This window comes from Bacillus thuringiensis, from assembly GCF_001182785.1.
Taxonomy (GTDB): Bacteria; Bacillota; Bacilli; order Bacillales; family Bacillaceae_G; genus Bacillus_A; species Bacillus_A thuringiensis_S.
Genome location: NZ_CP012099.1, coordinates 102,814 through 128,422, shown reverse-complemented (window position 1 = coordinate 128,422; position 25,609 = coordinate 102,814). Strand labels below are relative to the sequence as shown.

Sequence of the window (25,609 nt, the reverse complement as noted above, 5' to 3'; positions counted from 1 at the left end):
TTAGTAAGAATTAAACGCCTTGGAAGATTTCGATTTCTTTGCTGTCAGCAGTTAGCTTAACGATTGCTTTACGACGACGGCTAGTAAAACCAGCGTGACGACCAACACGTTTTGCTTTCGGCTTGTAGTTCATGATGTTTACTTTGTCTACATTAACACCAAAGATCGCTTCGATAGCGTCTTTAACCTCTGTTTTATTAGATTTAACGTCCACGTCGAACGTATATTTTTTTTCAGCCATCATTTCCATAGAACGTTCAGTGATAACTGGGCGCTTAATGATATCACGAGGATCTCTCATTATGCAAGCACCTCCTCTACTTTTTCCACTGCCGCTTTTGTCATGATTAGCTTATCATGATGAAGTACGTCTAAAACGTTTACGCCTTCAGCAGTGATTACTGTTACTCCAGGGATATTGCGAGCAGATAACTCTACAGATTCGTTTGCATCAGCAGTTACGATAAGAGCTTTCTTCTCAACAGTTAATCCTTTAAGTACTGCTAGCATGTCTTTTGTTTTTGGTGCATTTAACACTAGGTCTTCAAGAACTACAATGTTGTTCTCAACTACTTTAGTAGCTAATGCAGATTTGATTGCTAAACGACGAACCTTCTTAGGAAGTTTGTACGCATAGCTTCTTGGTGTAGGTCCGAATACCGTACCACCACCACGCCATTGAGGAGAGCGGATAGACCCTTGACGAGCACGTCCAGTTCCTTTTTGACGCCATGGTTTACGACCACCACCACGAACTTCAGAACGAGTTTTTACTTTGTGTGTACCTTGACGTAAAGATGCACGTTGCATCATTACAGCTTCGAAAAGTACAGCTTCATTTGGTTCGATACCGAAAATAGCTTCAGCTAATTCGATTTCACCAACCTGTGAACCAGTTTGGTTATATACAGTAACTTTTGGCATTGGAATTCCTCCTTCCTATTGTGAATTATTTGCTAACCTTCACAGCGCCTTGAACAACTACAAGAGATTTCTTAGCACCTGGAACGTTACCTTTTACTAGTAATAAGTTGCGCTCAGTGTCAACTTGAACGATTTCTAAGTTTTGGATAGTAACTTGGTCTCCACCCATACGTCCAGCAAGTTTTTTGCCTTTGAATACACGGTTCGGAGCAACTGGGCCCATTGAACCTGGACGACGGTGATAGCGAGAACCATGAGACATAGGTCCGCGAGATTGTCCGTGGCGTTTGATAACACCTTGGAAACCTTTACCTTTAGAAATTCCTGTTACGTCAACGATTTCACCTGCAGCGAAAACTTCAACTTTTACCTCTTGACCAACCTCTAATCCGTCCACGTCTGCATCGCGGATTTCGCGAATGAAGCGCTTAGGAGTTGTAGATGCTTTAGCAGTGTGGCCTTGTTCAGGTTTGTTAGTTAACTTTTCACGTTTGTCTTCAAATCCTAACTGGATTGCATTGTAGCCATCAGTTTCAGTTGTTTTCTTTTGAAGAACAACGTTTGGATTAGCAGCGATAACTGTTACTGGGATTAACTCACCGTTCTCAGCAAATACTTGAGTCATACCGATCTTTCTTCCTAAGATTCCTTTGGTCATGAGTTACACCTCCTACATTTTTAAGTTATATAATTTATAGTTTGATTTCGATATCTACACCAGACGGTAAGTCTAAACGCATTAATGAATCTACTGTTTGTGGAGTAGGACTCACGATATCGATTAAACGTTTGTGTGTGCGCATTTCGAATTGCTCACGAGAATCTTTGTACTTATGAACAGCACGAAGAATTGTGTAAATAGTCTTCTCAGTTGGTAATGGGATCGGACCAGAAACTGTTGCCCCAGAACGCTTAGCTGTTTCTACAATTTTCTCAGCTGATTGATCAAGAATACGGTGATCATAAGCTTTTAAACGGATACGAATTTTTTCTTTTGCCATTATTTTCCCTCCTTCGTTCGCCTATTTCTAAAATAGACCTTCTCCATGGAAATTTCCCCACACCATGCCATGGCAAAGCGGCCGGGTGTGTCAGCAACCTTCCACTTCATCGCAGTCAAAGACCAACATTGTCTATTATACAATGTTATTCGTCTAGATGCAAGCATCTTTTTGTTTGCATCTGCTTTTCTCTACTTTTGCTATTATACATGGCACTTTAAAGAATTTCAAGTTTTCATCTACTAGAATTCGTTTTACAGTTTTTGGGTTTTGTTTTAATGTTTTTATATACTATAGAAGAAACTCGTCAAAACATAAAGATATCCTCTTATTCATTATACGAACACACAGAAAACCCCCCAAGGGAAAATCCCTTGGGGGGTTTTTATATCAGTTAAGATTACTCAACGATAGTAGCAACTACACCGTAACCTACTGTACGTCCACCTTCACGAATAGAGAATTTAGTTCCCTCTTCGATAGCGATTGGAGCGATAAGTTCGATAGTCATTTCGATGTTGTCACCAGGCATTACCATTTCAGTACCTTCTGGTAATTGGATGATACCAGTTACGTCAGTTGTACGGAAGTAGAACTGAGGACGGTAGTTAGCGAAGAATGGAGTGTGACGTCCACCTTCTTCTTTAGATAATACGAAAACTTCAGCTTTGAATTTAGCGTGTGCTTTTACAGAGCCAGTTTTAGCAAGAACTTGTCCACGTTGGATGTCTTCACGAGCAACCCCACGAAGAAGAGCACCGATGTTGTCTCCAGCTTGAGCTTGGTCAAGAAGTTTACGGAACATTTCTACACCAGTTACAGTTGTAGAAGCATTCTCTTCAGCAAGACCGATGATTTCTACTACGTCACCAACTTTAACGATTCCGCGCTCTACACGACCAGTTGCAACTGTACCACGACCTGTGATAGAGAATACATCCTCGATAGGCATTAAGAATGGTTTGTCAGTTTCACGTTCTGGAGTTGGGATGTAAGCATCAACTTCAGTCATTAATTCAATGATTTTTGCTTCCCAATCAGCTTCTCCTTGAAGAGCTTTAAGAGCAGAACCTTTGATTACAGGAATGTCGTCGCCTGGGAATCCGTATTCAGATAATAGGTCACGAACTTCCATTTCTACTAATTCTAATAATTCTTCGTCGTCTACCATGTCGCATTTGTTTAAGAATACAACGATGTAAGGAACACCTACTTGACGAGAAAGAAGGATGTGCTCACGTGTTTGAGGCATTGGACCATCAGCAGCAGATACTACTAAGATACCGCCGTCCATTTGAGCAGCACCAGTGATCATGTTTTTAACATAGTCAGCGTGACCTGGGCAGTCAACGTGTGCATAGTGACGAGTTTCAGTTTCGTACTCAACGTGTGCAGTTGAGATTGTGATTCCGCGCTCTCTTTCTTCTGGAGCAGCGTCGATTTGATCGTATCCGCGTGCTTCAGCACCACCAGCTTTTGCAAGAACTGTAGTGATCGCAGCAGTTAATGTAGTTTTACCATGGTCAACGTGGCCGATTGTACCGATGTTAACATGGGGTTTAGAACGTTCGAATTTAGCTTTAGCCATTCTAAATTCCTCCTTAGTTTATATAGGTTATTTTATATTTAGACTAGAAAGCGAAACTTACGTCCCACTTTCTAAGCTTACATAAGTAGTTATACTCGAACAATTGATAAAAATCAATTATTCGCCTTTATTTTTTTTAATAATTTCTTCTGAAACAGACTTCGGTACTTCTTCATAATGATCAAATGTCATTGAGAATGTTCCGCGGCCTTGAGTGTTAGAACGTAATGCTGTCGCATAACCGAACATTTCAGAAAGTGGAACCATAGCGCGAACAACTTGTGCGTTACCGCGAGCTTCCATACCTTCTACACGTCCACGACGAGATGTTACGTCACCCATGATGTCTCCCATGTACTCTTCAGGAATTACAACTTCAACTTTCATCATTGGCTCAAGAATTACTGGGTTACATTTAGAAACCGCAGCTTTAAGTGCCATAGATGCAGCGATTTTGAACGCCATCTCAGATGAATCGACATCATGGTAAGAACCGTCAACTAATGCTGCTTTAATGTCAACTAGTGGGTAACCAGCTAGTACACCATTTTTAAGTGAGTCTTCAAGACCCGCTCCAACAGCTGGGATGTATTCACGTGGAACTACACCGCCGACGATTTTGTTTTCGAATTCAAATCCTTTACCTTCTTCGTTAGGTGCAAACTCAATCCAAACGTGACCGAATTGTCCACGTCCACCAGATTGACGAGCAAACTTACCTTCAACTTTCGCAGCAGCGCGGAAAGTTTCACGGTATGCTACCTGAGGAGCACCAACGTTTGCCTCAACTTTGAATTCACGGCGCATACGGTCAACGATGATATCAAGGTGAAGTTCACCCATACCAGCGATGATAGTTTGGCCAGTTTCTTGGTCAGTGTGAGCACGGAATGTTGGATCTTCTTCAGAAAGCTTAGATAATGCTGTACCCATTTTATCTTGGTCAGCTTTAGATTTTGGTTCGATAGCTACAGAGATAACTGGCTCTGGGAATTCCATAGACTCAAGGATAACAAGGCTCTTCTCGTCACAAAGAGTATCACCAGTAGTAGTATCTTTTAAACCTACAGCAGCAGCGATATCACCAGCGTAAACTGTTGAAATCTCTTCACGGCTGTTAGCGTGCATTTGTAGGATACGTCCTACACGCTCACGCTTACCTTTAGTTGAGTTTTTCACGTATGATCCAGAGTTTAACACACCAGAGTACACACGGAAGAACGTTAACTTACCAACATAAGGGTCAGTCATGATTTTGAATGCTAAAGCTGCGAATGGTTCTTCATCGCTAGACTTACGTTCGATTTCTTCATCTGTATCCGGAAGAGTACCTTTAATAGCAGGTACATCTAATGGAGATGGTAGGTAGTCGATAACTGCGTCTAACAGAATTTGAACACCTTTGTTTTTGAATGCAGAACCACAGATTACTGGGAAGAATTCTACAGAAGTTGTAGCCTTACGGATACCAGCTTTAAGCTCTTCTACAGTGATTTCTTCACCTTCTAGGTACTTCATCATCATTTCTTCATCAAGCTCAGCTACCGCTTCAATAAGCTTTCCACGGTATTCTTCAGCTAGTTCTTTGTGCTCTTCAGGAATTTCGACACGCTCGATGTCTGTTCCTAAATCGTTACCGTACATATAAGCACACTCTTCAACAAGGTCAATGATACCATTGAACTCGTCTTCAGCACCGATTGGTAACTGAATTGGATGTGCGTTTGCTTGTAAACGATCGTGGATTGTTCCTACAGAGTATAAGAAATCTGCACCGATCTTATCCATTTTGTTAACGAATACGATACGAGGTACACCGTAAGTAGTAGCCTGACGCCAAACAGTTTCTGTTTGTGGTTCTACACCAGATTGTGCATCAAGTACTGCTACCGCACCATCAAGTACGCGTAAAGAACGTTCTACTTCTACTGTGAAGTCTACGTGTCCTGGAGTATCAATGATGTTTACACGGTGACCTTTCCATTGAGCTGTAGTTGCAGCAGAAGTAATTGTGATACCACGCTCTTGCTCTTGCTCCATCCAGTCCATCTGAGATGCACCTTCATGAGTTTCACCGATTTTATGAATACGTCCTGTGTAATACAGAATACGCTCAGTTGCTGTTGTTTTACCAGCATCGATGTGAGCCATGATACCAATATTACGAGTGTTTTCTAAAGAGAACTCTCTTGTCATTTGGTGTCTTGCTCCTTCCATATATGGATTGGATTTTTATTTTAAGTAGCAAAAAAGCCACTTTATATTGTTACATATGCCAGTGTCCAGTACCCTCATTATGTAAAACGAGCGCCCAACGAAAGGGAGAGGCATTCTCCCTCTCCACACTTCCATAAGCGACAAATAAAGCGGTTTATGCTTACATTTATTTTGCGTTGAATCCTACCAACGGTAATGAGCAAATGCTTTGTTAGCTTCTGCCATTTTATGAGTGTCTTCACGTTTCTTAACAGATGCACCAGCGTTGTTAGCTGCATCTAAGATTTCGTAAGCTAGACGCTCTTCCATAGTTTTTTCACCACGAAGACGAGCATAGTTTACTAACCAGCGAAGACCTAAAGTTGTACGGCGTTCTGGACGAACCTCAACTGGAACTTGGTAGTTAGCACCACCAACACGACGAGCGCGTACTTCAAGAACAGGCATGATGTTCTTAAGAGCTTGCTCGAATACTTCCATTGGTTCTTTATCTGAACGTTCACGAACGATATCGAAAGCGTTATAAAGAATTGTTTGAGATTTACCTTTTTTACCGTCAACCATCATTTTGTTGATAAGGCGTGTTACTAGCTTAGAATTGTACATTGGATCTGGTAACACGTCACGTTTCGCAACAGGTCCTTTACGAGGCATATTGAGTTCCTCCTTTCATTATAAGTATATTATTTTTTAGCAGGTTTTGGTCGCTTAGTACCATATTTAGAACGTCCTTGCATACGTTTGTCAACACCAGCTGTATCAAGCGCTCCACGAACGATGTGGTAACGTACCCCTGGTAAATCCTTTACTCGACCACCGCGAATTAATACTACGCTATGCTCTTGTAGGTTATGACCGATACCTGGGATGTAAGCTGTAACTTCAATACCGTTTGTTAAACGTACACGAGCGTATTTACGTAACGCTGAGTTAGGTTTCTTTGGAGTCATTGTACCAACACGAGTACATACACCACGTTTTTGAGGTGCAGAGATATCAGTTGATTTTTTCTTTAAAGAGTTAAAACCTTTGTTTAACGCAGGTGATTTAGATTTCCATACTTTATCAGTACGACCATTTCTCACTAATTGGTTAATAGTAGGCATTTGATTATCCTCCCTTCGCATGTTTGTATGACCACATATCCAGGTGGTTCATTATTAGTTGAAAACAAAGTTTTTGCAAGGAAGAGCAAATGCTCTCTCCTCACAAAAACAGTTTTAACTTATTATTCCTATTGCTGAAGCTCCCACTTGAATCCCCGAAACTTTTCCAAGCTTACGAACTGATTCAACTTTTGTTATGGGTATGTTATGTTGCAAAGCAGTGCGAATGATAACATGGGTTAACCGCACATCAGCATCTTCTGCAATAACAACTTCTTTAACTATACCATTTTTGATTGCTTCCAATGTGCGTTTATGACCAACGACTACATTTTCAGCATTTGACACTTTTTGATAAGACATATAAATATCCTCCAAAGCATCGTTCAGGAGCAACCTTGATTATAGTAACATTTTGACTCATACAATGTCAACTAGGATTAGCTGTTTTTATACAAAATTTACGAAGGAAAATTTTACTGTTCCACATAAACTTCATCGTTTTCTACATTCATGTTATCTTGTGTTGTTTTTACAAGATCCACTTTGCGATAACGATTCATACCTGTTCCAGCAGGAACAAGTTTACCGATAATAACGTTCTCTTTCAATCCTAGAAGCTCATCACGTTTACCTTTAATTGCTGCATCAGTTAAGACACGAGTTGTTTCTTGGAATGATGCTGCAGATAAGAATGAATCAGTTTCAAGTGAAGCTTTTGTAATACCAAGTAGAACAGGTCTAGCTGTCGCTGGTTGTTTACCTTTCAGTAACACCTTCGCATTCGCATCAGTAAACTGATGGATATCTAGTAATGTTCCTGGTAATACGTCTGTTTCACCTGCATCACTTACACGAACTTTACGTAGCATTTGACGTACCATTACCTCTACGTGTTTGTCACCAATTTCTACCCCTTGCATACGGTATACTTTTTGAACTTCACGTAATAAGTATTCTTGCACTGCTGTAATGTCCGTTACTTTTAGTAATTCTTTCGGATCAATAGAACCTTCTGTTAACTCTTTACCGTGGCTAATTGGCTGTCCTAACGTTACTTTCAGACGAGCACCGTAAGGAATAGCATACGTACGAGCTTCAACTTCACCCTGTACAACTACTTCTTGGCGATCTTTAACATCGTTGATCGCTGCGATAACACCGTCGATTTCACTGATAACTGCCTGACCTTTCGGATTACGAGCTTCGAAGATCTCTTGGATACGAGGTAAACCTTGAGTAATATCATCTCCGGCAACCCCACCTGTATGGAACGTACGCATCGTTAACTGTGTACCTGGCTCACCGATAGACTGAGCTGCGATAATACCTACCGCTTCTCCTACTTCTACGTCTGTACCAGTTGCTAAGTTACGGCCGTAACACTTCTTACATACACCATGGCGAGTGTTACACGTGAACGCTGAACGAATGTTTACAGTTTCAACACCCGAATTCTCAACGATATGAGCGATATCTTCAGTAATTAATTGGTTTTCACTAACTAATACTTCACCTGTTTCAGGATGTTTTACAGTTTTTCTTGCAAAACGTCCAACAAGACGATCATATAATGACTCAATTACTTCATTACCCTCTTTAATCGCACCAATTAATAGACCACGATCTGTTCCACAATCATCTTCACGGACAATTACATCTTGTGCAACGTCTACAAGACGACGTGTTAAGTAACCAGAATCGGCAGTTTTAAGTGCTGTATCGGCAAGACCTTTACGCGCACCATGCGTAGAGATGAAGTACTCAAGTACTGTTAAACCTTCACGGAAACTTGATTTAATTGGAAGTTCGATAATACGACCAGATGGATTGGCCATCAGACCACGCATACCAGCAAGCTGAGTAAAGTTCGATGCGTTACCACGGGCACCGGAATCACTCATCATGAAGATTGGGTTGCGTTTATTCAAGGATTTCATCAGTTTTCCTTGGATAACATCTTTTGCATTACTCCAAATAGAGATAACACGATCGTAACGTTCTTCTTCCGTGATTAAACCACGACGGAATTGTTTAATTACATTATCTACTTTTGCTTGTGCTTCATGGAGAATTTCATCTTTTTCACCTAATACAAGAATGTCAGATACCCCAACTGTAATACCAGCTTTTGTAGAGTACTTAAATCCTAAGTTTTTCATACGGTCAAGCATGCGAGATGTTTCCGTAATTTGGAAACGCTTGAATACTTCCGCAATGATGTTACCAAGGATCTTCTTGCTAAATGGCGCCACTTCTTCGCGACTAGCAATAATTTCTTTAATGTTCGCACCTTTTTCAACGAAATATTCCGCTGGTGTTTCTTTTTCAAGGTTTGAGTTTGTCGGTTCATTAATATAAGGGAACGACTCTGGTAAGATTTCGTTAAATATTAATTTACCAACTGTTGTTAATAGAAGCTTACCTTTTTGCTCTTCAGTAAATGTTACGTTATTTACTGAACTTGCAGCAACTGCAACACGTGTGTGCAGATGTACATATCCATTTTGGTATGCAAGTATTGCTTCGTTTGCATCTTTGAAGACCATACCTTCACCGATTGCGCCTTCACGCTCAAGTGTTAAGTAGTAGTTACCTAATACCATATCCTGAGATGGAGTAACAACTGGTTTTCCGTCTTTTGGATTCAAGATGTTTTGTGCCGCTAACATAAGAATACGAGCTTCTGCTTGTGCCTCTGATGATAACGGAACGTGAACCGCCATTTGGTCACCGTCAAAGTCCGCATTGTATGCAGTACATACAAGTGGGTGAAGACGAATTGCGCGACCTTCTACTAATGTAGGTTCAAACGCCTGGATACCAAGACGGTGAAGTGTTGGTGCGCGGTTTAGAAGTACTGGATGCTCTTTAATCACAGATTCTAAAACGTCCCAAACTTCAGGGTGTACACGCTCAATTTTACGTTTAGCACTCTTAATGTTGTGTGCTAAACCTTTTCCAACTAACTCTTTCATAACGAAAGGTTTGAACAGTTCAAGCGCCATTTCTTTCGGTAATCCACATTGGTACATCTTTAAGTTCGGTCCTACAACGATTACAGAACGGCCAGAGTAGTCAACACGTTTACCTAATAAGTTTTGACGGAAACGTCCTTGTTTACCTTTAAGCATGTGAGATAGTGATTTTAATGGACGGTTACCTGGTCCAGTAACCGGACGGCCACGACGACCATTATCAATTAATGCGTCTACAGCTTCTTGTAACATACGTTTTTCGTTTTGAACGATGATGCTTGGAGCACCTAGGTCCAATAGACGTTTTAAACGGTTGTTACGGTTAATTACACGACGATATAAGTCGTTTAAGTCAGAAGTAGCAAAACGTCCACCATCTAACTGTACCATTGGGCGTAGTTCTGGTGGGATAACTGGTAGAACATCTAAGATCATCCAAGATGGTTCATTTCCAGAGTTACGGAATGCTTCTAATACTTCTAGACGTTTAATAGCACGAGTACGGCGTTGTCCTTGTGCTGTTTTTAATTCTTCTTTTAAGAAGTCTACTTCTTTATCTAAATCAATGTCTTGTAGTAGCTTTTTAATCGCTTCTGCACCCATAGCAGCTTGGAATGTGCTACCATATCGATCACGATATGCACGGTATTCTTTTTCAGAAAGTAATTGCTTCTTATCAAGTGGTGTATCTCCACTTTCTGTTACAACATAAGAAGCGAAATAAATTACTTCTTCAAGCGCGCGAGGGGACATGTCTAAGACAAGTCCCATGCGGCTCGGGATACCTTTGAAATACCAAATATGAGATACAGGAGCAGCTAATTCGATATGACCCATACGTTCACGACGTACTTTTGCACGCGTTACTTCAACGCCACATCGATCACAAACTACACCTTTATAACGTACACGTTTGTATTTTCCGCAATGACATTCCCAGTCCTTTTGTGGTCCGAAAATACGCTCACAGAACAAGCCATCTTTTTCAGGCTTTAACGTACGATAGTTAATTGTTTCTGGTTTCTTAACTTCACCGTATGACCAAGAACGAATCTTGTCAGGTGAAGCAAGTCCAATCTTCATATATTCAAAGTTATTTACATCTATCAAGGGGCCTACCTCCCTTTTAGTCTACAGGTTATCCCAATTATTCCTTAGTTGTCTCAACTTCAACATTCAATTTATCTGCTGATTGATGATCATCGTCATCTTCTGTATCACGCATTTCAATTTCTGTGTCGTTGATTGACATCATTTTAACGTCCATACCTAAACTTTGCAGTTCTTTAATCAATACTTTGAATGATTCAGGAACGCCTGGTTCTGGAACATTTTCACCTTTAACAATTGCTTCATACGTCTTAACACGTCCAACAACATCATCAGACTTCACTGTTAAGATTTCTTGAAGAGTATAAGCAGCACCGTAAGCTTCAAGTGCCCAAACCTCCATCTCACCGAAACGCTGTCCACCGAACTGAGCTTTACCTCCCAGAGGTTGCTGCGTTACAAGTGAGTATGGTCCAGTAGAACGAGCATGAAGTTTATCGTCAACCATGTGCGCAAGTTTAATCATATACATGACACCAACAGATACGCGGTTATCGAATGGTTCACCAGTACGTCCGTCATACAGGATTGTTTTCGCATCATTTGCCATACCAGCTTCTTCAATTGTGCCCCAAACATCTTCCTCACGAGCACCATCGAATACTGGTGTTGCAATGTGAATGCCAAGGTATCTTGCTGCCATACCAAGATGAAGCTCTAATACCTGACCGATATTCATACGAGATGGTACCCCTAATGGGTTTAACATGATATCGATTGGCGTACCGTCTGGTAAGTAAGGCATATCTTCTTCTGGTAAAATACGAGAGATAACACCTTTGTTACCGTGACGTCCGGCCATCTTGTCACCTTCAGAAATTTTACGTTTTTGAACGATATATGCACGTACAAGTTGATTCACGCCTGGTGGCAATTCATCGCCATCTTCACGATTGAATACTTTTACGTCCAAGATAATACCGCCACCACCGTGTGGTACACGTAGTGATGTATCACGTACTTCACGCGCTTTTTCTCCAAAGATAGCATGTAATAGACGTTCTTCAGCTGTTAATTCTGTTACACCTTTAGGTGTTACTTTACCAACAAGTAAATCTCCATCTTTTACTTCAGCACCAACGCGAATGATACCGCGCTCGTCAAGGTTACGTAATGCGTCTTCCCCAACGTTTGGAATGTCACGTGTAATTTCTTCTGGTCCAAGCTTCGTATCACGAGCTTCTGATTCATATTCTTCAATATGAATAGAAGTGTACACATCATCTTTTACAAGGCGCTCACTCATGATGATCGCATCCTCGTAGTTATAACCGTCCCAAGTCATGAAGCCAACAAGCACGTTACGTCCAAGTGCTAGTTCACCTAATTCCATAGAAGGACCATCCGCAAGGATTTCACCTTTTACAACTTCATTTCCAACACTTACGATTGGACGTTGGTTGTAACAAGTTCCTTGGTTAGAACGAATGAATTTTTGCATTTTGTAGCGATCTAAGTCGCCTTTTACTGTTTGACCGTCAACCTCTACATAGCGGCGTACCCAAACTTCACGTGCTTCTACGCGCTCAACAACACCAGGATGTTTACAGATTACTGCAGCACCTGAGTCTTTTGCTGATACGTACTCCATACCTGTACCTACAATCGGAGATTCCGGATTCATTAACGGAACCGCCTGACGTTGCATGTTCGCTCCCATAAGTGCGCGGTTAGAGTCATCGTTTTCTAAGAACGGAATACAAGCTGTCGCTGCCGACACTACTTGTTTTGGAGATACATCCATGTAGTCGATGCGTTCTCTATTTGTTACAATATTTTCACCACGGAAACGAGCTACGATATCTTCACTTAGGAATTCACCTTCATCAGATAATTTCATATTCGCTTGGGCTACAACATAGTTATCTTCTTCATCTGCTGTTAAATAATCAACATGCCCTGTTACAAGACCAGTTTCTGGGTCAACACGACGGTATGGTGTTTCAATGAAACCAAACTCATTTACTTTCGCGAACGAAGATAATGAGTTAATTAAACCGATGTTTGGTCCCTCTGGTGTTTCAATCGGACACATACGACCGTAGTGGGAGTAATGAACGTCACGTACTTCAAAGCCTGCGCGCTCACGCGTTAAACCACCAGGTCCTAATGCAGATAGTCTTCGTTTGTGAGTTAACTCTGCTAATGGATTTGTTTGGTCCATGAACTGAGATAACTGAGAACTTCCGAAGAACTCTTTAATAGATGCAATAACAGGACGAATATTAATTAGTGCCTGTGGTGTAATTGCATTCGTATCTTGGATCGACATTCTCTCACGAACAACACGTTCCATACGAGAAAGACCGATACGGAATTGATTTTGTAATAGTTCTCCAACAGAACGCAGACGACGGTTTCCTAAATGGTCAATATCATCTGTATCCCCTACTTTGTATAGTAGGTTGAAGAAGTAACTGATAGAAGCAAGGATATCACCTGGTGTGATGTGTTTCACATCACGAGTAATATTTGCATTACCAATTACATTAATTACGCGTTCGCCTTCCGACTCAGGAGCATAAATCTTAATAGATTGCAGCTCAACATCGCCTTCTACCACTCCACCCATTGGTTTCGCTGTTTTGAATCCAATGTTTTTCTCTAAGTAAGGTAAAATGCGATCAAGTGTACGACGATCTAAGATTGTTCCTTCTGTCGCTAAAATTTCACCAGTTTCTGGATCCACTAACGTTTCAGCTAAACGTTGATTAAACAATCTGTTTTTAATGTGTAACTTCTTGTTGATCTTATAGCGACCTACATTTGCTAAATCGTAGCGCTTTGGATCGAAGAAACGAGACACAAGTAAGCTCTTAGCATTTTCTACTGTTGGTGGTTCACCAGGACGTAGACGCTCATAAATTTCAAGCAATGCTTTTTCTGTGCTATCTGTGTTGTCTTTTTCTAATGTGTTGCTTAAGTATTCGTTATCACCTAAAAGCTCGGTGATTTCTTGATCAGAGCCAAACCCTAATGCGCGTAACAAAACAGTTACAGGAAGTTTACGCGTACGGTCAATACGCACATATACAACATCCTTAGCATCTGTCTCATACTCTAACCAAGCTCCGCGGTTTGGAATTACAGTAGCAGTAAAACCACGTTTTCCGTTTTTATCCACTTTGCCACTATAGTATACGCTTGGAGAGCGAACTAACTGGGAAACGATAACACGTTCTGCACCGTTAATTACGAATGTTCCAGTCTCTGTCATGAGTGGGAAATCTCCCATGAACACATCTTGTTCTTTTACTTCACCAGTTTCCTTGTTGATTAGACGCACTTTTACACGAAGTGGTGCTGCATACGTCACATCACGCTCTTTGCATTCGTCTACAGAGTATTTAGGTTCACCTAAGCTGTAGTCGATAAATTCAAGCGATAGATTTCCCGTAAAGTCTTCAATCGGAGAAATGTCTTGGAACATTTCTCGCAAACCCTCATCAAGAAACCACTGATAAGAAGAGGTTTGAATTTCGATAAGATTTGGTAACTCTAATACTTCACTAATACGGGCATAACTTCTTCGTTGGCGGTGGCGTCCGTATTGAACTAGTTGACCTGTCAACTGCTTCACCCCTCAAATCATGAGTATTATAAATGCACAAAAAAATTTGTGCAAAATCACAAATAAATACAACTACTGCTATTAGCGTAGTCTTTTTCTCTTAAAGATAAATACGTTGAGTCTTTCTACCTGCTCAAAAAAGAAAAATGGCTTCTATAAGAAAACCATCATTCTGTTTCATAATCTGCTGATTTTACTATCTTTTCCAAGAGAAACAAAAATATACATCTTTCTCAACGCAGAAAATCATATATTGGCATTGTATAATGTTAACATAGCCAAAAATAACCGTCAACGTTTTTTTGATTTTATGATATAATATCCTTTTTTCTTTTCTACAACCTCAACTTCAGAAAATACTTCTTCTAGTTTTTTCAGCGCAGATGGTGCACCTTGCTTCTTTTGAATAACAATCCAAAGTTCTCCACCTGGAACTAAATACTCCACAGCTTTTTCTAAAATCTCATGTACGATATCTTTACCCGCACGAATTGGAGGGTTAGATAGAATAGCAGCATACTTGCCATCTACATTTTCATAGACGCTACTTTGAAAAATACGTATATTCTCGATTCTGTTATTAGCGGCATTTTCTTTCGCAAGCCCAAGCGCCCTTTCATTCACATCCACCATGTGAACTTCACAACCTTGAAACTCTTTCGCTAACGACAAACCAATAGGACCGTATCCACAACCTACGTCTAATATATCACCTTTAATATCCGGCATTTGAAACGCTTCAATTAAAAGACGGGAACCAAAGTCCACCTCGTTTTTCGAAAACACCCCATGGTCAGATAAAAAAGTAAATTGAGATCCACGAAGTGGAAATTCCCATCGTTTACGATCACTTTTACTAGAAGGGTCGTTAGAAAAATAATGGTCTGCCATATGGCCACCTCTTTTCTTTACAGTTAAAAAAAAAGCTCGCATGAGAGCGAGCTTTTTTTAAAGCATCAAAAGTTAATTACTTAACTTCTACAGCAGCGCCAACTTCTTCAAGTTTAGCTTTCATTTCTTCAGCTTCCTCTTTAGAAACGCCTTCTTTGATTGCTTTTGGAGTGTTGTCAACTAATTCTTTAGCTTCTTTTAAGCCAAGACCAGTGATTTCACGTACAGCTTTGATAACTTTGATTTTTTGAGCGCCAGCACTTGCAAGTACTACGTCAAACTCAGTTTTTTCAGCAGCAGCTTCACCAGCGCCACCAGCTACAGCTACAGGAGCAGCAGCAGTTACGCCGAATTCTTCCTCGATAGCTTTTACTAAGTCGTTAAGTTCTAATACAGTCATAGATTTAACTGCTTCAATGATTTGTTCTTTAGTCATTGTAAATATCCTCCCTTAAATAGGTTTGTATTGTTTTATAGATAACAAGTAATTATCTTTTAAAAAATTAAGCGCCTTGCTCTTCCTTTTGTTCTGCAACTGCTTTAGTAGCAAGTGCAAGGTTACGGATTGGAGCTTGAAGAACGCTAAGAAGCATAGAAAGTAAGCCTTCACGTGATGGAAGAGTAGCGATTGCTTTAACCTCATCAAGTGTTACAAGTTTACCTTCGATTACGCCCGCTTTAATTTCTAAAGCTTCATGTTTTGTAGCGAAGTCGTTTAATACTTTCGCAGGAGCAACTACATCCTCGTTACTGAACGCGATTGCGTTTGGTCCTGTTAAGAATTCGTTTAACTCAGCCATTTCAGCAGATTCTGCAGCACGACGAGTTAGAGAGTTTTTGTAAACTTTGAACTCAACGCCAGCTTCACGTAATTGCTTACGTAATTCTGTTGCTTCAGAAACTGTTAAACCACGGTAGTCAACAACGATTGTAGATTTACTAGCACGAAGTTTGTCCGCGATTTCAGTTACAACTTGTTGTTTAGTTTCGATTACTTTGCTCATGTTATTACACCTCCTGTAGATTATATAGAAGATGTACCGAAAGTGCACTAAAAACCTCCATGCCCAACTTGTAGACATGGAGGCATATAGTCACAGAAAAAAATTCCGTTTCGTATATTAACACCTAGGTAGGAAATTAAGTCTATTGACACCTACTGTCTACGGTACACTATTTAAATTCACAACATAAATGATTATATTAAATCTTCTTTATGAAGTCAACTTCCAATTTTTACGCTAATGTAGAAACGTCTACACGTACGCCAGGTCCCATTGTAGAAGCAACTGTTACGTTCTTCATGTAAGTACCTTTTGCAGCAGATGGCTTAACTTTTAATAAAGTGTCAGCGATTGTTTTGAAGTTTTCTACTAATTTAGCATCTTCGAAAGATACTTTACCGATTGGAACGTGGATGTTACCAGCTTTATCAACGCGGTATTCAACTTTACCAGCTTTGATTTCGTTAACAGCTTTAGTTACATCGAAAGTAACTGTTCCAGTTTTAGGGTTTGGCATTAAACCTTTAGGTCCTAATACGCGACCAAGTTTACCAACTTCACCCATCATGTCAGGAGTTGCTACTACTACATCGAAATCGAACCAACCTTGTTGGATTTTACCGATGTAATCAGTATCGCCTACGAAGTCAGCTCCAGCAGCTTCAGCTTCTTTAGCTTTTTCACCTTTAGCGAACACTAATACACGTTGTACTTTACCAGTACCGTGTGGAAGAACAACTGCACCACGGATTTGTTGGTCAGCTTTCTTAGGGTCAACACCTAAACGGAATGCAGCTTCTACAGTTGCATCAAATTTAGCTGTGTTTGTTTTCTTTACTAATTCTACTGCTTCTGTTGCAGAGTAAGCAGATGCACGATCAACAAGCTTTGCAGCTTCTACGTACTTTTTACCTCTTTTAGCCATTTTTATTTCCTCCTCGAATGTGGTTTTAGCGGAATAACCTCCCACGTTTACGCCTGTTTTCAGGTATAACCTGAGGATGAGCGCCATCCATTTATTTAAAAACAATAATCATTTACGATAATAAAGGTTGCGAATTGGAATTCCAGACCCGCAACCTTTTTTAAAAACAAATCGAATTAGTCTTCGATAACGATGCCCATACTGCGTGCAGTACCTTCAACCATACGCATTGCAGCTTCTACGCTAGCAGCGTTTAGGTCAGGCATTTTAGTTTCAGCGATTTCGCGTACTTTATCACGCTTAACAGTTGCCACTTTATTACGGTTTGGTTCACCAGAACCAGACTCAATACCAGCTACTTTCTTAAGAAGAACAGCAGCAGGAGGAGTTTTAGTAATGAAAGTGAATGAACGGTCCTCAAATACCGTAATTTCAACAGGGATGATAAGACCAGCTTGATCTGCTGTACGAGCGTTAAACTCTTTACAGAAGCCCATGATGTTAACACCTGCTTGTCCTAATGCTGGACCAACTGGTGGAGCTGGGTTAGCTTTACCTGCAGGAATTTGAAGCTTTACCATTTTAATTACCTTTTTAGCCACGAGACACACCTCCTTAAGTCCGTGATGTGGTCAATTGGACAGTGATTTGCCCTCCCACGTCATATTTTATCTGTAAGGATAAAATCTTTCAAAAAACGTCTCCGATAACGAAGACGTACTGACTTAAAAGATATTATCACTTTTTACAATTCATTTCAAGTTTCATTTTATAATTTTTCAATTTGATGGAAGTCAAGTTCAACTGGAGTCTCGCGACCAAACATGTCCACAAGTACGCTAACCTTTTTCTTCTCCACATCAATTTCTTCAATAGCACCTGTATAATCTGCGAATGGCCCCTCATTTACACGTACTGTCTCATGAAGTTCAAAGTCGAAATCAACCACTTCGTTGTCCATTCCCATATGTTTCATAATGGTAACAACTTCCTCTTCTAATAGAGGTGATGGTTTAGATCCAGAACCAGAAGAACCAACGAACCCAGTTACACCCGGCGTGTTACGTACAACATACCAAGAATCATCAGTCATGATTAATTCTACTAATACATAACCTGGGAACACTTTTCTTTTCATTAATTTTTCTTTTCCGTTTTTCATTTCTACTTCTACTTCTTCCGGGACAACAACACGGAAAATTTTATCTTGCATACCCATTGATTCTACACGCTTCTCTAGGTTTGCTTTTACTTTATTTTCATATCCAGAATAAGTATGGACAACATACCAACTTTTTTCCATTCATTTAGGACGAGCGTCCTTCCCTCCCTGACGTACATTTTTTTGCGCAAATGAAAAAACCCGTTCACCGGGCTTTTACACAGTTCTTATAAATAACATTATATCATGGATAAGTGCTTCTTATTCAAGAATTAACCAAGAATTAACCGAATTAAAGAAGAAATGCCCATATCAACTACTGCGAAGAAAATCGCAAAGAACACAACTGTAGCAACAACAGTCGCTGTTGAGCGGAGTAATTCATCTTTTTTAGGCCAACTTACTTTTTTCATTTCGCGACCTACATCGCCGAAAAAGTTCGTTAAACGCATCTGCGGGACCTCCAGTGTATTATTTCAATTATTTATTTTGTTTCCTTGTGAACTGTATGCTGATTGCATGTTTTACAAAACTTTTTTATTTCAAGTCGCTCTATTGAGCTCGTATCTTTCATAGTAGAGTAGTTTCGATTTTTACACTCTTCACATGAGAGTACAACTTTTTTCCTCATTAGTTACACCAACCTTGTAACATTATGTCCCTAAAAATGTATCATACAATAAAAGACAATGTCAATGACATGCATTTTGTACTCTCTACAAAAGAAAACAGGTGATTTATTTTACACCTGTTGCACTTGTTATTTGTTATGAATTTAAACTTGTACTTTCTCGCATTTCCATATATCGCTCCAATTTCCTCTTCACCCGCTGTAAAGCGTTATCAATAGATTTCACATGTCTGTTTAACTGTTCTGAAATCTCTTGATAAGAACGCCCATCTAGATATAAAGAAAGTACTTTTCTTTCTAAATCGCTTAATAATTCAGATATTTTTGATTCTATGTCTGTATATTCTTCTTGGCTAATAATCATTTCTTCAGGATCAGTTACCTTCGCTTCAGAAATAACATCCAATAATGTTCGATCAGATTCCTCATCGTAAATCGGCTTATCTAAAGACACATACGAATTTAAGGGAATATGTTTTTGTCTTGTCGCCGTTTTAATAGCGGTAATAATTTGTCGAGTGATACACAGTTCAGCAAATGCTTTGAATGAAGACAGCTTGTCCTCTTTATAATCACGAATTGCTTTAAACAACCCTATCATACCTTCTTGAACAATGTCTTCTCGATCGGCACCCACTAAAAAGTAAGATCTTGATTTCGCGCGAACAAAGTTCTTATATTTGTGAATTAAATATTCTAGAGCGTCAGTATTACCTTTTCGAACTAACTCAACGATTGCCTCATCCTCTAAATCACGAAATGTAACGTCGCCTACACTTACGAAGCCTGCTTCCACCTTGATCCCTCCGACCGCTATTTATTTAGCAATATTATACAGTAAAAAGACAAAGAGCGTCAATGCTTCAACGCTCTCCTCTTCTTAATTTTTCTAATTTTTCTGTAATATCTTTACTAAATATCTTTCGCATGGCGGGTTGCTGTTCTTTCGTGTCTTTTGTACGCCTTCTTACTTGTTGCTCCATTGCCTGTACTTCCAACTCTAATTCACGCGCAGATTTCCGAAGGGCACCTTGCGCAAATATAACCCATTGTTCCGTGTAATCAGAAGTCGCAACATATATTCGTGTATTTATATTTCTAAGCTCTATCGCAAGTTGCTCTATCTTTTCGTCTGCAGTTTGATTCTTTCGTGTGAATATTACTTCCACACGAGATTGTTTCATCTTTTTTTCAATACCATGTACTGTATAGGCATCAAAGACTATCATCACTTTTGTGCCTGTATAACCTTGATAATCCGCCATCTTATCAATAAGCGCATCTCTTGATGATTGTAAATCTACATCCCGCAGTTTCTTCAAATCTCCCCAAGCTCCGATAATGTTGTAACCGTCAACGATTAAAATATCGTTCATCTTTTATTTACCAATTTCGTGACGTTTACGATATACCTCATACATTAACAAACTTGCGGCTACGGAAGCATTTAAGGATGTAACTTTACCAACCATCGGTAGAGTGATTAGGAAATCACACTTTTCACCAATAATACGACTCATACCTTTTCCTTCACTACCAATTACTAACCCAATTGGCATTTTACCATCTAAATTACGGTAATCCGTTTTCCCTTTGGCATCTGTACCAGCAATCCAAAGTCCACGTTCTTTTAATTCATCAATTGTACGGGATAAATTCGTTACGCGCGCAACAGGAATGTATTCAATTGCTCCTGTTGATGCTTTCGCAACTGACGCTGTAAGCCCCACAGCCCTTCTCTTTGGAATAATAATTCCATGAGCTCCTGTCGCATCAGCAGTACGCATAATAGAACCTAGGTTATGCGGATCTTCAATCTCATCTAAAATTAAGAAGAATGGATCTTCATTACGTTTTTCTGCCACTTTGAATAAATCTTCTAACTCCGCATACTGATATGCAGCTACTTGAGCAATTACACCTTGATGATTCCCCTCAACTAATTGATCTAACTTTTTCTTTGGTGCGTGTTGTAAAATAACCTTATTTTCTTTCGCTAACGCTAGTACAATCTGTACCTGTCCTTTGGCAGCACCTTCTGCGATCCAAATTTTATTAATATCTCTCCCTGATCGTAACGCTTCAATTACAGGGTTACGTCCGATAATATATTCACTGCTCATGATGATGTGCCCCCTTCCTTTTCTTCTAAAACTGCAATTGCCTTATATACAATTTCGTCTAATCTTTCACGGTTATTTAATAAATGATGATAACCAATTAGCGCTTCAAAGGCTGTACTATGTCGATATGTTTGTACATCCGTATTTTTCGGCACTGTACCCGAATTTGCATTACGCCCTCTTCTTAATACCGCCTCTTCTTCCTCTGTCAAAAATGCCGTCTCTAATAAATGATAAACAACTTTTGCCTGTGCTTTTGCTGAAACAAAGCTCGTCCCTAAGCGATGTAATTGATTAGGGCGAACCTTTCCTTTTTGAAGGAGGTGATAGCGGATATATTGTTCATATACCGCATCACCCATATACGCTAACGCCAAGCTGTTTAATTGCTTTGCATCAATCATTCTTATCCTCTTTTCCATCTTGTACCTTGAGCGGTATCTTCTAAAATAATATTACGTTCTTTTAAATCGTCGCGAATTTGATCAGACAATGCGAAATCGCGATTTTTACGCGCCTCAATGCGCTTTTGGATAAGTTCTTCAATTTCTTCATCCAGCAATCCTTCTTGTGTTAATTCTAATCCTAAAATATCAAATAACGTTTCCAGTTGTTTTACGTATGCTTCGATCACAACTTTAGATGTATGCTCTTCAAGTAAATATTGATTTGCATGATTGGCTACATTGTATAATTCGGTAATTGCATTCGCGGTGTTAAAGTCATCATTCATCGCCTCTTCAAATGCAGTCTGGAATTTCTCTATTTCAGCTAACCATTTCTCATTATGGTCTGTTAAATCCGTACTGCTTTCCATACGATGCTTTAAGTTTCCATAAGCTGTTTTAATTCTTTCCAGTCCATTATTCGTACTTTGTAATAACTCTTCACTAAAGTTAATCGGATGACGATAGTGTACTGATAACATAAAGAATCTAATTAACTGCGGGTCGTATTGCTTAATAATATCGTGAACTAAAATAAAGTTACCAAGCGATTTAGACATCTTCTCATTGTTAATATTAATATATCCATTATGCATCCAGTAACGTGCAAACGTTTTTCCAGTCAATGCCTCCGACTGCGCAATTTCATTTTCATGATGTGGGAACGCCAAGTCTTGACCACCAGCATGAATATCGATTGTATCCCCTAAGTACTTACGTGCCATAGCTGAGCATTCAATATGCCACCCTGGACGTCCTTTCCCCCAAGGGCTTTCCCAGAAGATTTCTCCTTCTTTCGCAGCTTTCCATAAAGCAAAATCAAGAGGATCTTGTTTCTTTTCTCCTACCTCAATACGAGCACCGTGACGTAAATCCGCGATTGGTTGATGTGATAATTTACCGTAACCTTCGAATTCCTTCGTTTTAAAGTACACATCACCCTCTGATTCATATGCATACCCTTTATTCACAAGCTCTTGAATAAATTCAATAATGATGTCCATATTTTCTGTTACACGAGGATGAACTGTTGCGTGTTTGCAACCTAGCGCTGTTACATCTTCAAAGTACGCTTCAACAAAACGATCAGCAATTGTCGGTACATCTTCACCTAATTCATTTGCCGCTTTAATTAATTTATCATCTACGTCCGTAAAGTTAGATACGTATTGCACATCGTATCCTTTATATTCTAAATAACGACGTACTGTATCGAATACCATAGGAGGTCTTGCATTCCCAATATGAATGTAGTTATAAACTGTAGGTCCGCATACATACATCTTTACCTTATTTTCTTCTAATGGAACAAACTCTTCTTTTTGGCGTGTTAACGTATTATAAATGTGAATAGTCATTTTTATCCTTCCTTTCTACCTTTACTTCCAGTTGTTTCTTCAATTTATCAAGTTCTACTTCCATAGCCTTTAATTTATCAAAAATTGGATCCGGAAGGTCAGAGTGATTTAATTCTTGACCAATCTTTACTCCATTTTGAATAACGACTCTGCCAGGTATACCTACAACTGTAGAATGTGCAGGAACTTCTTTTAATACGACAGACCCTGCCCCGATTTTAGAATTCTCTCCCACAGTAATAGAACCAAGGACTTTAGCACCCGTCGCAATTAATACATTATCCTGAATTGTCGGATGCCTCTTTCCTTTTTCTTTTCCTGTACCACCTAATGTAACCCCTTGATAAATTGTTACATTATCACCAATTTCACAAGTTTCTCCAATTACAACTCCCATTCCATGGTCTATGAAAAAGCGTCGACCAATAGTTGCGCCTGGATGAATCTCAATGCCAGTAAAAAAGCGACTAACTTGTGAAACAAAACGTGCAAGAAAGAAAAAATCTCTTTTATAAAAAGCATGTGCAATTCGATGAGCCCAAACTGCATGTAATCCAGAGTAAGTTAAAATGACTTCGAAATAACCTCTTGCCGCTGGATCCTGTTCAAAAACGACTTCAATATCTTCCCGAAGCCTCTTAAACATCGGTGTTCCCTCCCCTTTATGGGCTGCTTTTTGTCGAGCGAACTAACTCCCCTAACTCATCACTTATCCCCTAATTCCTTATATAGGGAGATAAATTCTATATTCATACCTATTTACACGGTATAAAAAAAAGGCGCCTCTGTCATATTGACAGAGACGCCTTTTAAGCGCGGTTCCACTCTGTTTAGGCTTAAAAAAGCCTCAAACTCATCCATGATAACGGTGTACACCGCTTCTGCTTACTTTGCATCCTAAGACGTCCCACGAAACAATTCGCTGTTCAGCAGAAGACTCGAAGGGGCATTTCAAAAATCTGCTTATAAACCACTCCCAGCCTAAAGGTGGTTCTCTCTGTAAAAAGCCTGATTTTCTACTTCTCCTTCTCGTCGCTTTTCCTTATTAGGTTTTAGGTATACTTATTATATTTCTAAACCTAGAAAATGTTAACCAATTACTTTTTGAAGACGATTTAAAACTTTTTCTTTTCCAAGAAGTGCAATAGCATTCGGAAGCTCTGGACCATGCGTTTGTCCTGTAGTTGCAACACGGATTGGCATAAATAAATTTTTACCTTTATGTCCTGTTTCCTTTTGAACTGCTTTAATTGCCGCCTTAATTGCCGCTGGCTCCATTTCTTCTAAAGCTTCTATTTGACCAGCAAATGCACGAAGTACTTCAGGTACTTGTTCACCATTTAATACTTCTTGTCCTTCTTCTTCATAATCAACATGATCTTTAAAGAACATTTCAGAAAGCTCTACAATTTCAGCCCCAAAACTCATTTGTTCATGGTATAAAGCAATCACACCACGGATCCAAGCTTGGTCTTGTTCACTTAAAGTTTCTCCCACACGTCCAGCTTTCACTAAATGCGGTAAACTTAACTCTACAACCGTATCTAAATCTTGCTTTTTCATATACTGGTTGTTCATCCATTTTAGTTTTTGGGAATCAAATAATGCAGGTGATTTTGATAAACGAGCTGCATCAAACATTTTGATAAACTCATCTTGAGAGAAGATTTCTTCTTCACCTACTGGTGACCAACCTAATAGCGCAATAAAGTTAAAGATTGCTTCTGGAAGATATCCAAGCTCTTTATATTGCTCAATAAATTGAATAATAGATTCATCACGCTTGCTTAATTTTTTGCGACTTTCATTTACAATTAAAGTCATATGACCGAATTGTGGGATATCCCAACCGAAAGCTTCATAAATCATCATTTGTTTTGGCGTGTTTGAAATATGATCATCACCACGAAGTACATGTGTAATCTCCATTAAGTGATCATCTACTGCTACCGCAAAGTTATAAGTTGGGATTCCATCTTTTTTCACGATAACAAAATCACCAAAATCATTTGAATGGAATGCAACTTCGTCTTTTACGATGTCTTTGAATGTGTAATCACGATCAGCTGGTACACGGAAACGAATACTCGGAATACGTCCCTCAGCTTCAAATTCTTTCATTTGTTCTTCAGTTAAATCACGGTGGTTACCTGCATAACGAGGTGTTTCACCACGCGAAATTTGACCTTCACGCTCTGCTTCTAGCTCTTCTTCTGTCATATAACATTTGTAAGCTAAACCACGCTCTAATAAATCTAGATATAATTTTTTATAAATATCTAAACGCTCTGTTTGACGATATGGTCCAAATTCACCACCAACATCAACACCTTCATCCCAGTCCATACCGAGCCATTTTAAGTATTTTAATTGGCTTTCTTCTCCACCAGCCACGTTACGTTTCACATCAGTATCTTCAATACGAATAATAAACTTGCCATCTAAATGACGAGCAAATAAATAATTAAATAATGCCGTACGCGCATTTCCGATATGTAAGTGTCCTGTTGGACTTGGCGCATAGCGCACTCTCACTTGCTTTTCCATAATTGGTACACCTTCCATTCTTAATGT

26 protein-coding genes and 2 other annotated features are annotated in these 25,609 nt (G+C 39.5%); all 26 genes read right to left on the bottom strand.

What is annotated here, in order from left to right:
* Window positions 1-10 precede the first annotated feature (10 nt).
* The 26 genes from rplW to gltX all read right to left on the bottom strand — a co-directional run bounded on the left by rplW (window position 11) and on the right by gltX (window position 25,582).
* A complete protein-coding gene (gene rplW / locus AC241_RS00680) occupies window positions 11-301 on the bottom strand; it encodes a 50S ribosomal protein L23 (protein ID WP_001205557.1) in 291 nt (96 codons plus the stop codon).
* The gene (gene rplD, locus AC241_RS00675) at window positions 301-924 is read right to left on the bottom strand and encodes a 50S ribosomal protein L4 (RefSeq protein WP_016084023.1); all 624 of its coding nucleotides are present in this window, start codon (window positions 922-924) and stop codon (window positions 301-303) included. Before rplD ends, rplW begins: the two co-directional genes overlap by 1 nt.
* A gap of 25 nt (window positions 925-949) precedes the next feature.
* A complete protein-coding gene (gene rplC, locus AC241_RS00670) occupies window positions 950-1,582 on the bottom strand; it encodes a 50S ribosomal protein L3 (RefSeq protein WP_000160209.1) in 633 nt (210 codons plus the stop codon).
* 34 nt (window positions 1,583-1,616) lie between these two features.
* Window positions 1,617-1,925, bottom strand: a complete 309-nt coding sequence (rpsJ, locus tag AC241_RS00665; protein ID WP_001040595.1) for a 30S ribosomal protein S10 — start codon at window positions 1,923-1,925, stop codon at window positions 1,617-1,619.
* Window positions 1,926-2,325: 400 nt separating this feature from the next.
* Entirely contained in the window at window positions 2,326-3,513 is a 1,188-nt protein-coding gene (tuf, locus tag AC241_RS00660; RefSeq protein ID WP_001029617.1) for an elongation factor Tu, read from the bottom strand.
* A 117-nt stretch (window positions 3,514-3,630) separates the two neighbouring features.
* Window positions 3,631-5,709: an elongation factor G gene (gene fusA, locus AC241_RS00655; protein ID WP_000196383.1), complete on the bottom strand. Its 2,079-nt coding sequence runs from the start codon at window positions 5,707-5,709 to the stop codon at window positions 3,631-3,633.
* A gap of 204 nt (window positions 5,710-5,913) precedes the next feature.
* The gene (gene rpsG / locus AC241_RS00650; protein WP_001137492.1) at window positions 5,914-6,384 is read right to left on the bottom strand and encodes a 30S ribosomal protein S7; all 471 of its coding nucleotides are present in this window, start codon (window positions 6,382-6,384) and stop codon (window positions 5,914-5,916) included.
* 29 nt (window positions 6,385-6,413) lie between these two features.
* Window positions 6,414-6,836, bottom strand: a complete 423-nt coding sequence (gene rpsL, locus AC241_RS00645) for a 30S ribosomal protein S12 (protein WP_001142341.1) — start codon at window positions 6,834-6,836, stop codon at window positions 6,414-6,416.
* 114 nt (window positions 6,837-6,950) lie between these two features.
* Window positions 6,951-7,199: a 50S ribosomal protein L7ae-like protein gene (locus AC241_RS00640; RefSeq protein ID WP_000121833.1), complete on the bottom strand. Its 249-nt coding sequence runs from the start codon at window positions 7,197-7,199 to the stop codon at window positions 6,951-6,953.
* A 113-nt stretch (window positions 7,200-7,312) separates the two neighbouring features.
* Window positions 7,313-10,924 carry a DNA-directed RNA polymerase subunit beta' gene (gene rpoC / locus AC241_RS00635; RefSeq protein ID WP_016084024.1) on the bottom strand — a complete coding sequence of 1,204 codons (3,612 nt, stop codon included), beginning with the start codon at window positions 10,922-10,924 and terminating at the stop codon, window positions 7,313-7,315.
* 37 nt (window positions 10,925-10,961) lie between these two features.
* The gene (gene rpoB / locus AC241_RS00630) at window positions 10,962-14,495 is read right to left on the bottom strand and encodes a DNA-directed RNA polymerase subunit beta (RefSeq protein WP_016084025.1); all 3,534 of its coding nucleotides are present in this window, start codon (window positions 14,493-14,495) and stop codon (window positions 10,962-10,964) included.
* 291 nt (window positions 14,496-14,786) lie between these two features.
* Window positions 14,787-15,386 (bottom strand): class I SAM-dependent methyltransferase, encoded by a 600-nt coding sequence (locus AC241_RS00625; RefSeq protein WP_016084026.1) that lies wholly within the window; start codon window positions 15,384-15,386, stop codon window positions 14,787-14,789.
* Window positions 15,387-15,462: 76 nt separating this feature from the next.
* Window positions 15,463-15,822 (bottom strand): 50S ribosomal protein L7/L12, encoded by a 360-nt coding sequence (gene rplL / locus AC241_RS00620; protein WP_000159737.1) that lies wholly within the window; start codon window positions 15,820-15,822, stop codon window positions 15,463-15,465.
* Between the two features lie 67 nt (window positions 15,823-15,889).
* Window positions 15,890-16,390 carry a 50S ribosomal protein L10 gene (rplJ, locus tag AC241_RS00615; protein WP_000048718.1) on the bottom strand — a complete coding sequence of 167 codons (501 nt, stop codon included), beginning with the start codon at window positions 16,388-16,390 and terminating at the stop codon, window positions 15,890-15,892.
* Window positions 16,391-16,429: 39 nt separating this feature from the next.
* Window positions 16,430-16,573: a sequence feature (ribosomal protein L10 leader region), on the bottom strand.
* A 49-nt stretch (window positions 16,574-16,622) separates the two neighbouring features.
* Window positions 16,623-17,315: a 50S ribosomal protein L1 gene (gene rplA, locus AC241_RS00610; RefSeq protein WP_002094239.1), complete on the bottom strand. Its 693-nt coding sequence runs from the start codon at window positions 17,313-17,315 to the stop codon at window positions 16,623-16,625.
* A gap of 176 nt (window positions 17,316-17,491) precedes the next feature.
* Window positions 17,492-17,917 carry a 50S ribosomal protein L11 gene (rplK, locus tag AC241_RS00605; RefSeq protein WP_001085872.1) on the bottom strand — a complete coding sequence of 142 codons (426 nt, stop codon included), beginning with the start codon at window positions 17,915-17,917 and terminating at the stop codon, window positions 17,492-17,494.
* A 167-nt stretch (window positions 17,918-18,084) separates the two neighbouring features.
* Window positions 18,085-18,618 (bottom strand): transcription termination/antitermination protein NusG, encoded by a 534-nt coding sequence (gene nusG, locus AC241_RS00600; protein ID WP_000415794.1) that lies wholly within the window; start codon window positions 18,616-18,618, stop codon window positions 18,085-18,087.
* A gap of 131 nt (window positions 18,619-18,749) precedes the next feature.
* On the bottom strand, window positions 18,750-18,929 hold the full coding sequence (gene secE, locus AC241_RS00595) for a preprotein translocase subunit SecE (protein WP_001241323.1): 180 nt from the start codon (window positions 18,927-18,929) through the stop codon (window positions 18,750-18,752).
* A 32-nt stretch (window positions 18,930-18,961) separates the two neighbouring features.
* Window positions 18,962-19,108, bottom strand: a complete 147-nt coding sequence (gene rpmG, locus AC241_RS00590; RefSeq protein ID WP_014481927.1) for a 50S ribosomal protein L33 — start codon at window positions 19,106-19,108, stop codon at window positions 18,962-18,964.
* A 136-nt stretch (window positions 19,109-19,244) separates the two neighbouring features.
* On the bottom strand, window positions 19,245-19,904 hold the full coding sequence (locus tag AC241_RS00585; protein ID WP_016084027.1) for an RNA polymerase factor sigma-70: 660 nt from the start codon (window positions 19,902-19,904) through the stop codon (window positions 19,245-19,247).
* 67 nt (window positions 19,905-19,971) lie between these two features.
* Window positions 19,972-20,484: an NYN domain-containing protein gene (locus AC241_RS00580; protein WP_000997887.1), complete on the bottom strand. Its 513-nt coding sequence runs from the start codon at window positions 20,482-20,484 to the stop codon at window positions 19,972-19,974.
* 3 nt (window positions 20,485-20,487) lie between these two features.
* The gene (gene rlmB / locus AC241_RS00575) at window positions 20,488-21,231 is read right to left on the bottom strand and encodes a 23S rRNA (guanosine(2251)-2'-O)-methyltransferase RlmB (protein ID WP_000093762.1); all 744 of its coding nucleotides are present in this window, start codon (window positions 21,229-21,231) and stop codon (window positions 20,488-20,490) included.
* Complete coding sequence (locus AC241_RS00570) at window positions 21,228-21,635, bottom strand: Mini-ribonuclease 3 (RefSeq protein WP_000564261.1); 408 nt, start codon at window positions 21,633-21,635, stop codon at window positions 21,228-21,230. Before AC241_RS00570 ends, rlmB begins: the two co-directional genes overlap by 4 nt.
* Before the next feature lie 2 nt (window positions 21,636-21,637).
* Window positions 21,638-23,035 (bottom strand): cysteine--tRNA ligase, encoded by a 1,398-nt coding sequence (gene cysS / locus AC241_RS00565; protein ID WP_016084028.1) that lies wholly within the window; start codon window positions 23,033-23,035, stop codon window positions 21,638-21,640.
* On the bottom strand, window positions 23,016-23,681 hold the full coding sequence (gene cysE / locus AC241_RS00560; protein ID WP_000476495.1) for a serine O-acetyltransferase: 666 nt from the start codon (window positions 23,679-23,681) through the stop codon (window positions 23,016-23,018). Before cysE ends, cysS begins: the two co-directional genes overlap by 20 nt.
* Before the next feature lie 149 nt (window positions 23,682-23,830).
* Window positions 23,831-24,077, bottom strand: a binding site (T-box leader).
* Between the two features lie 47 nt (window positions 24,078-24,124).
* Window positions 24,125-25,582: a glutamate--tRNA ligase gene (gltX, locus tag AC241_RS00555; protein ID WP_029441422.1), complete on the bottom strand. Its 1,458-nt coding sequence runs from the start codon at window positions 25,580-25,582 to the stop codon at window positions 24,125-24,127.
* Window positions 25,583-25,609 lie beyond the last annotated feature (27 nt).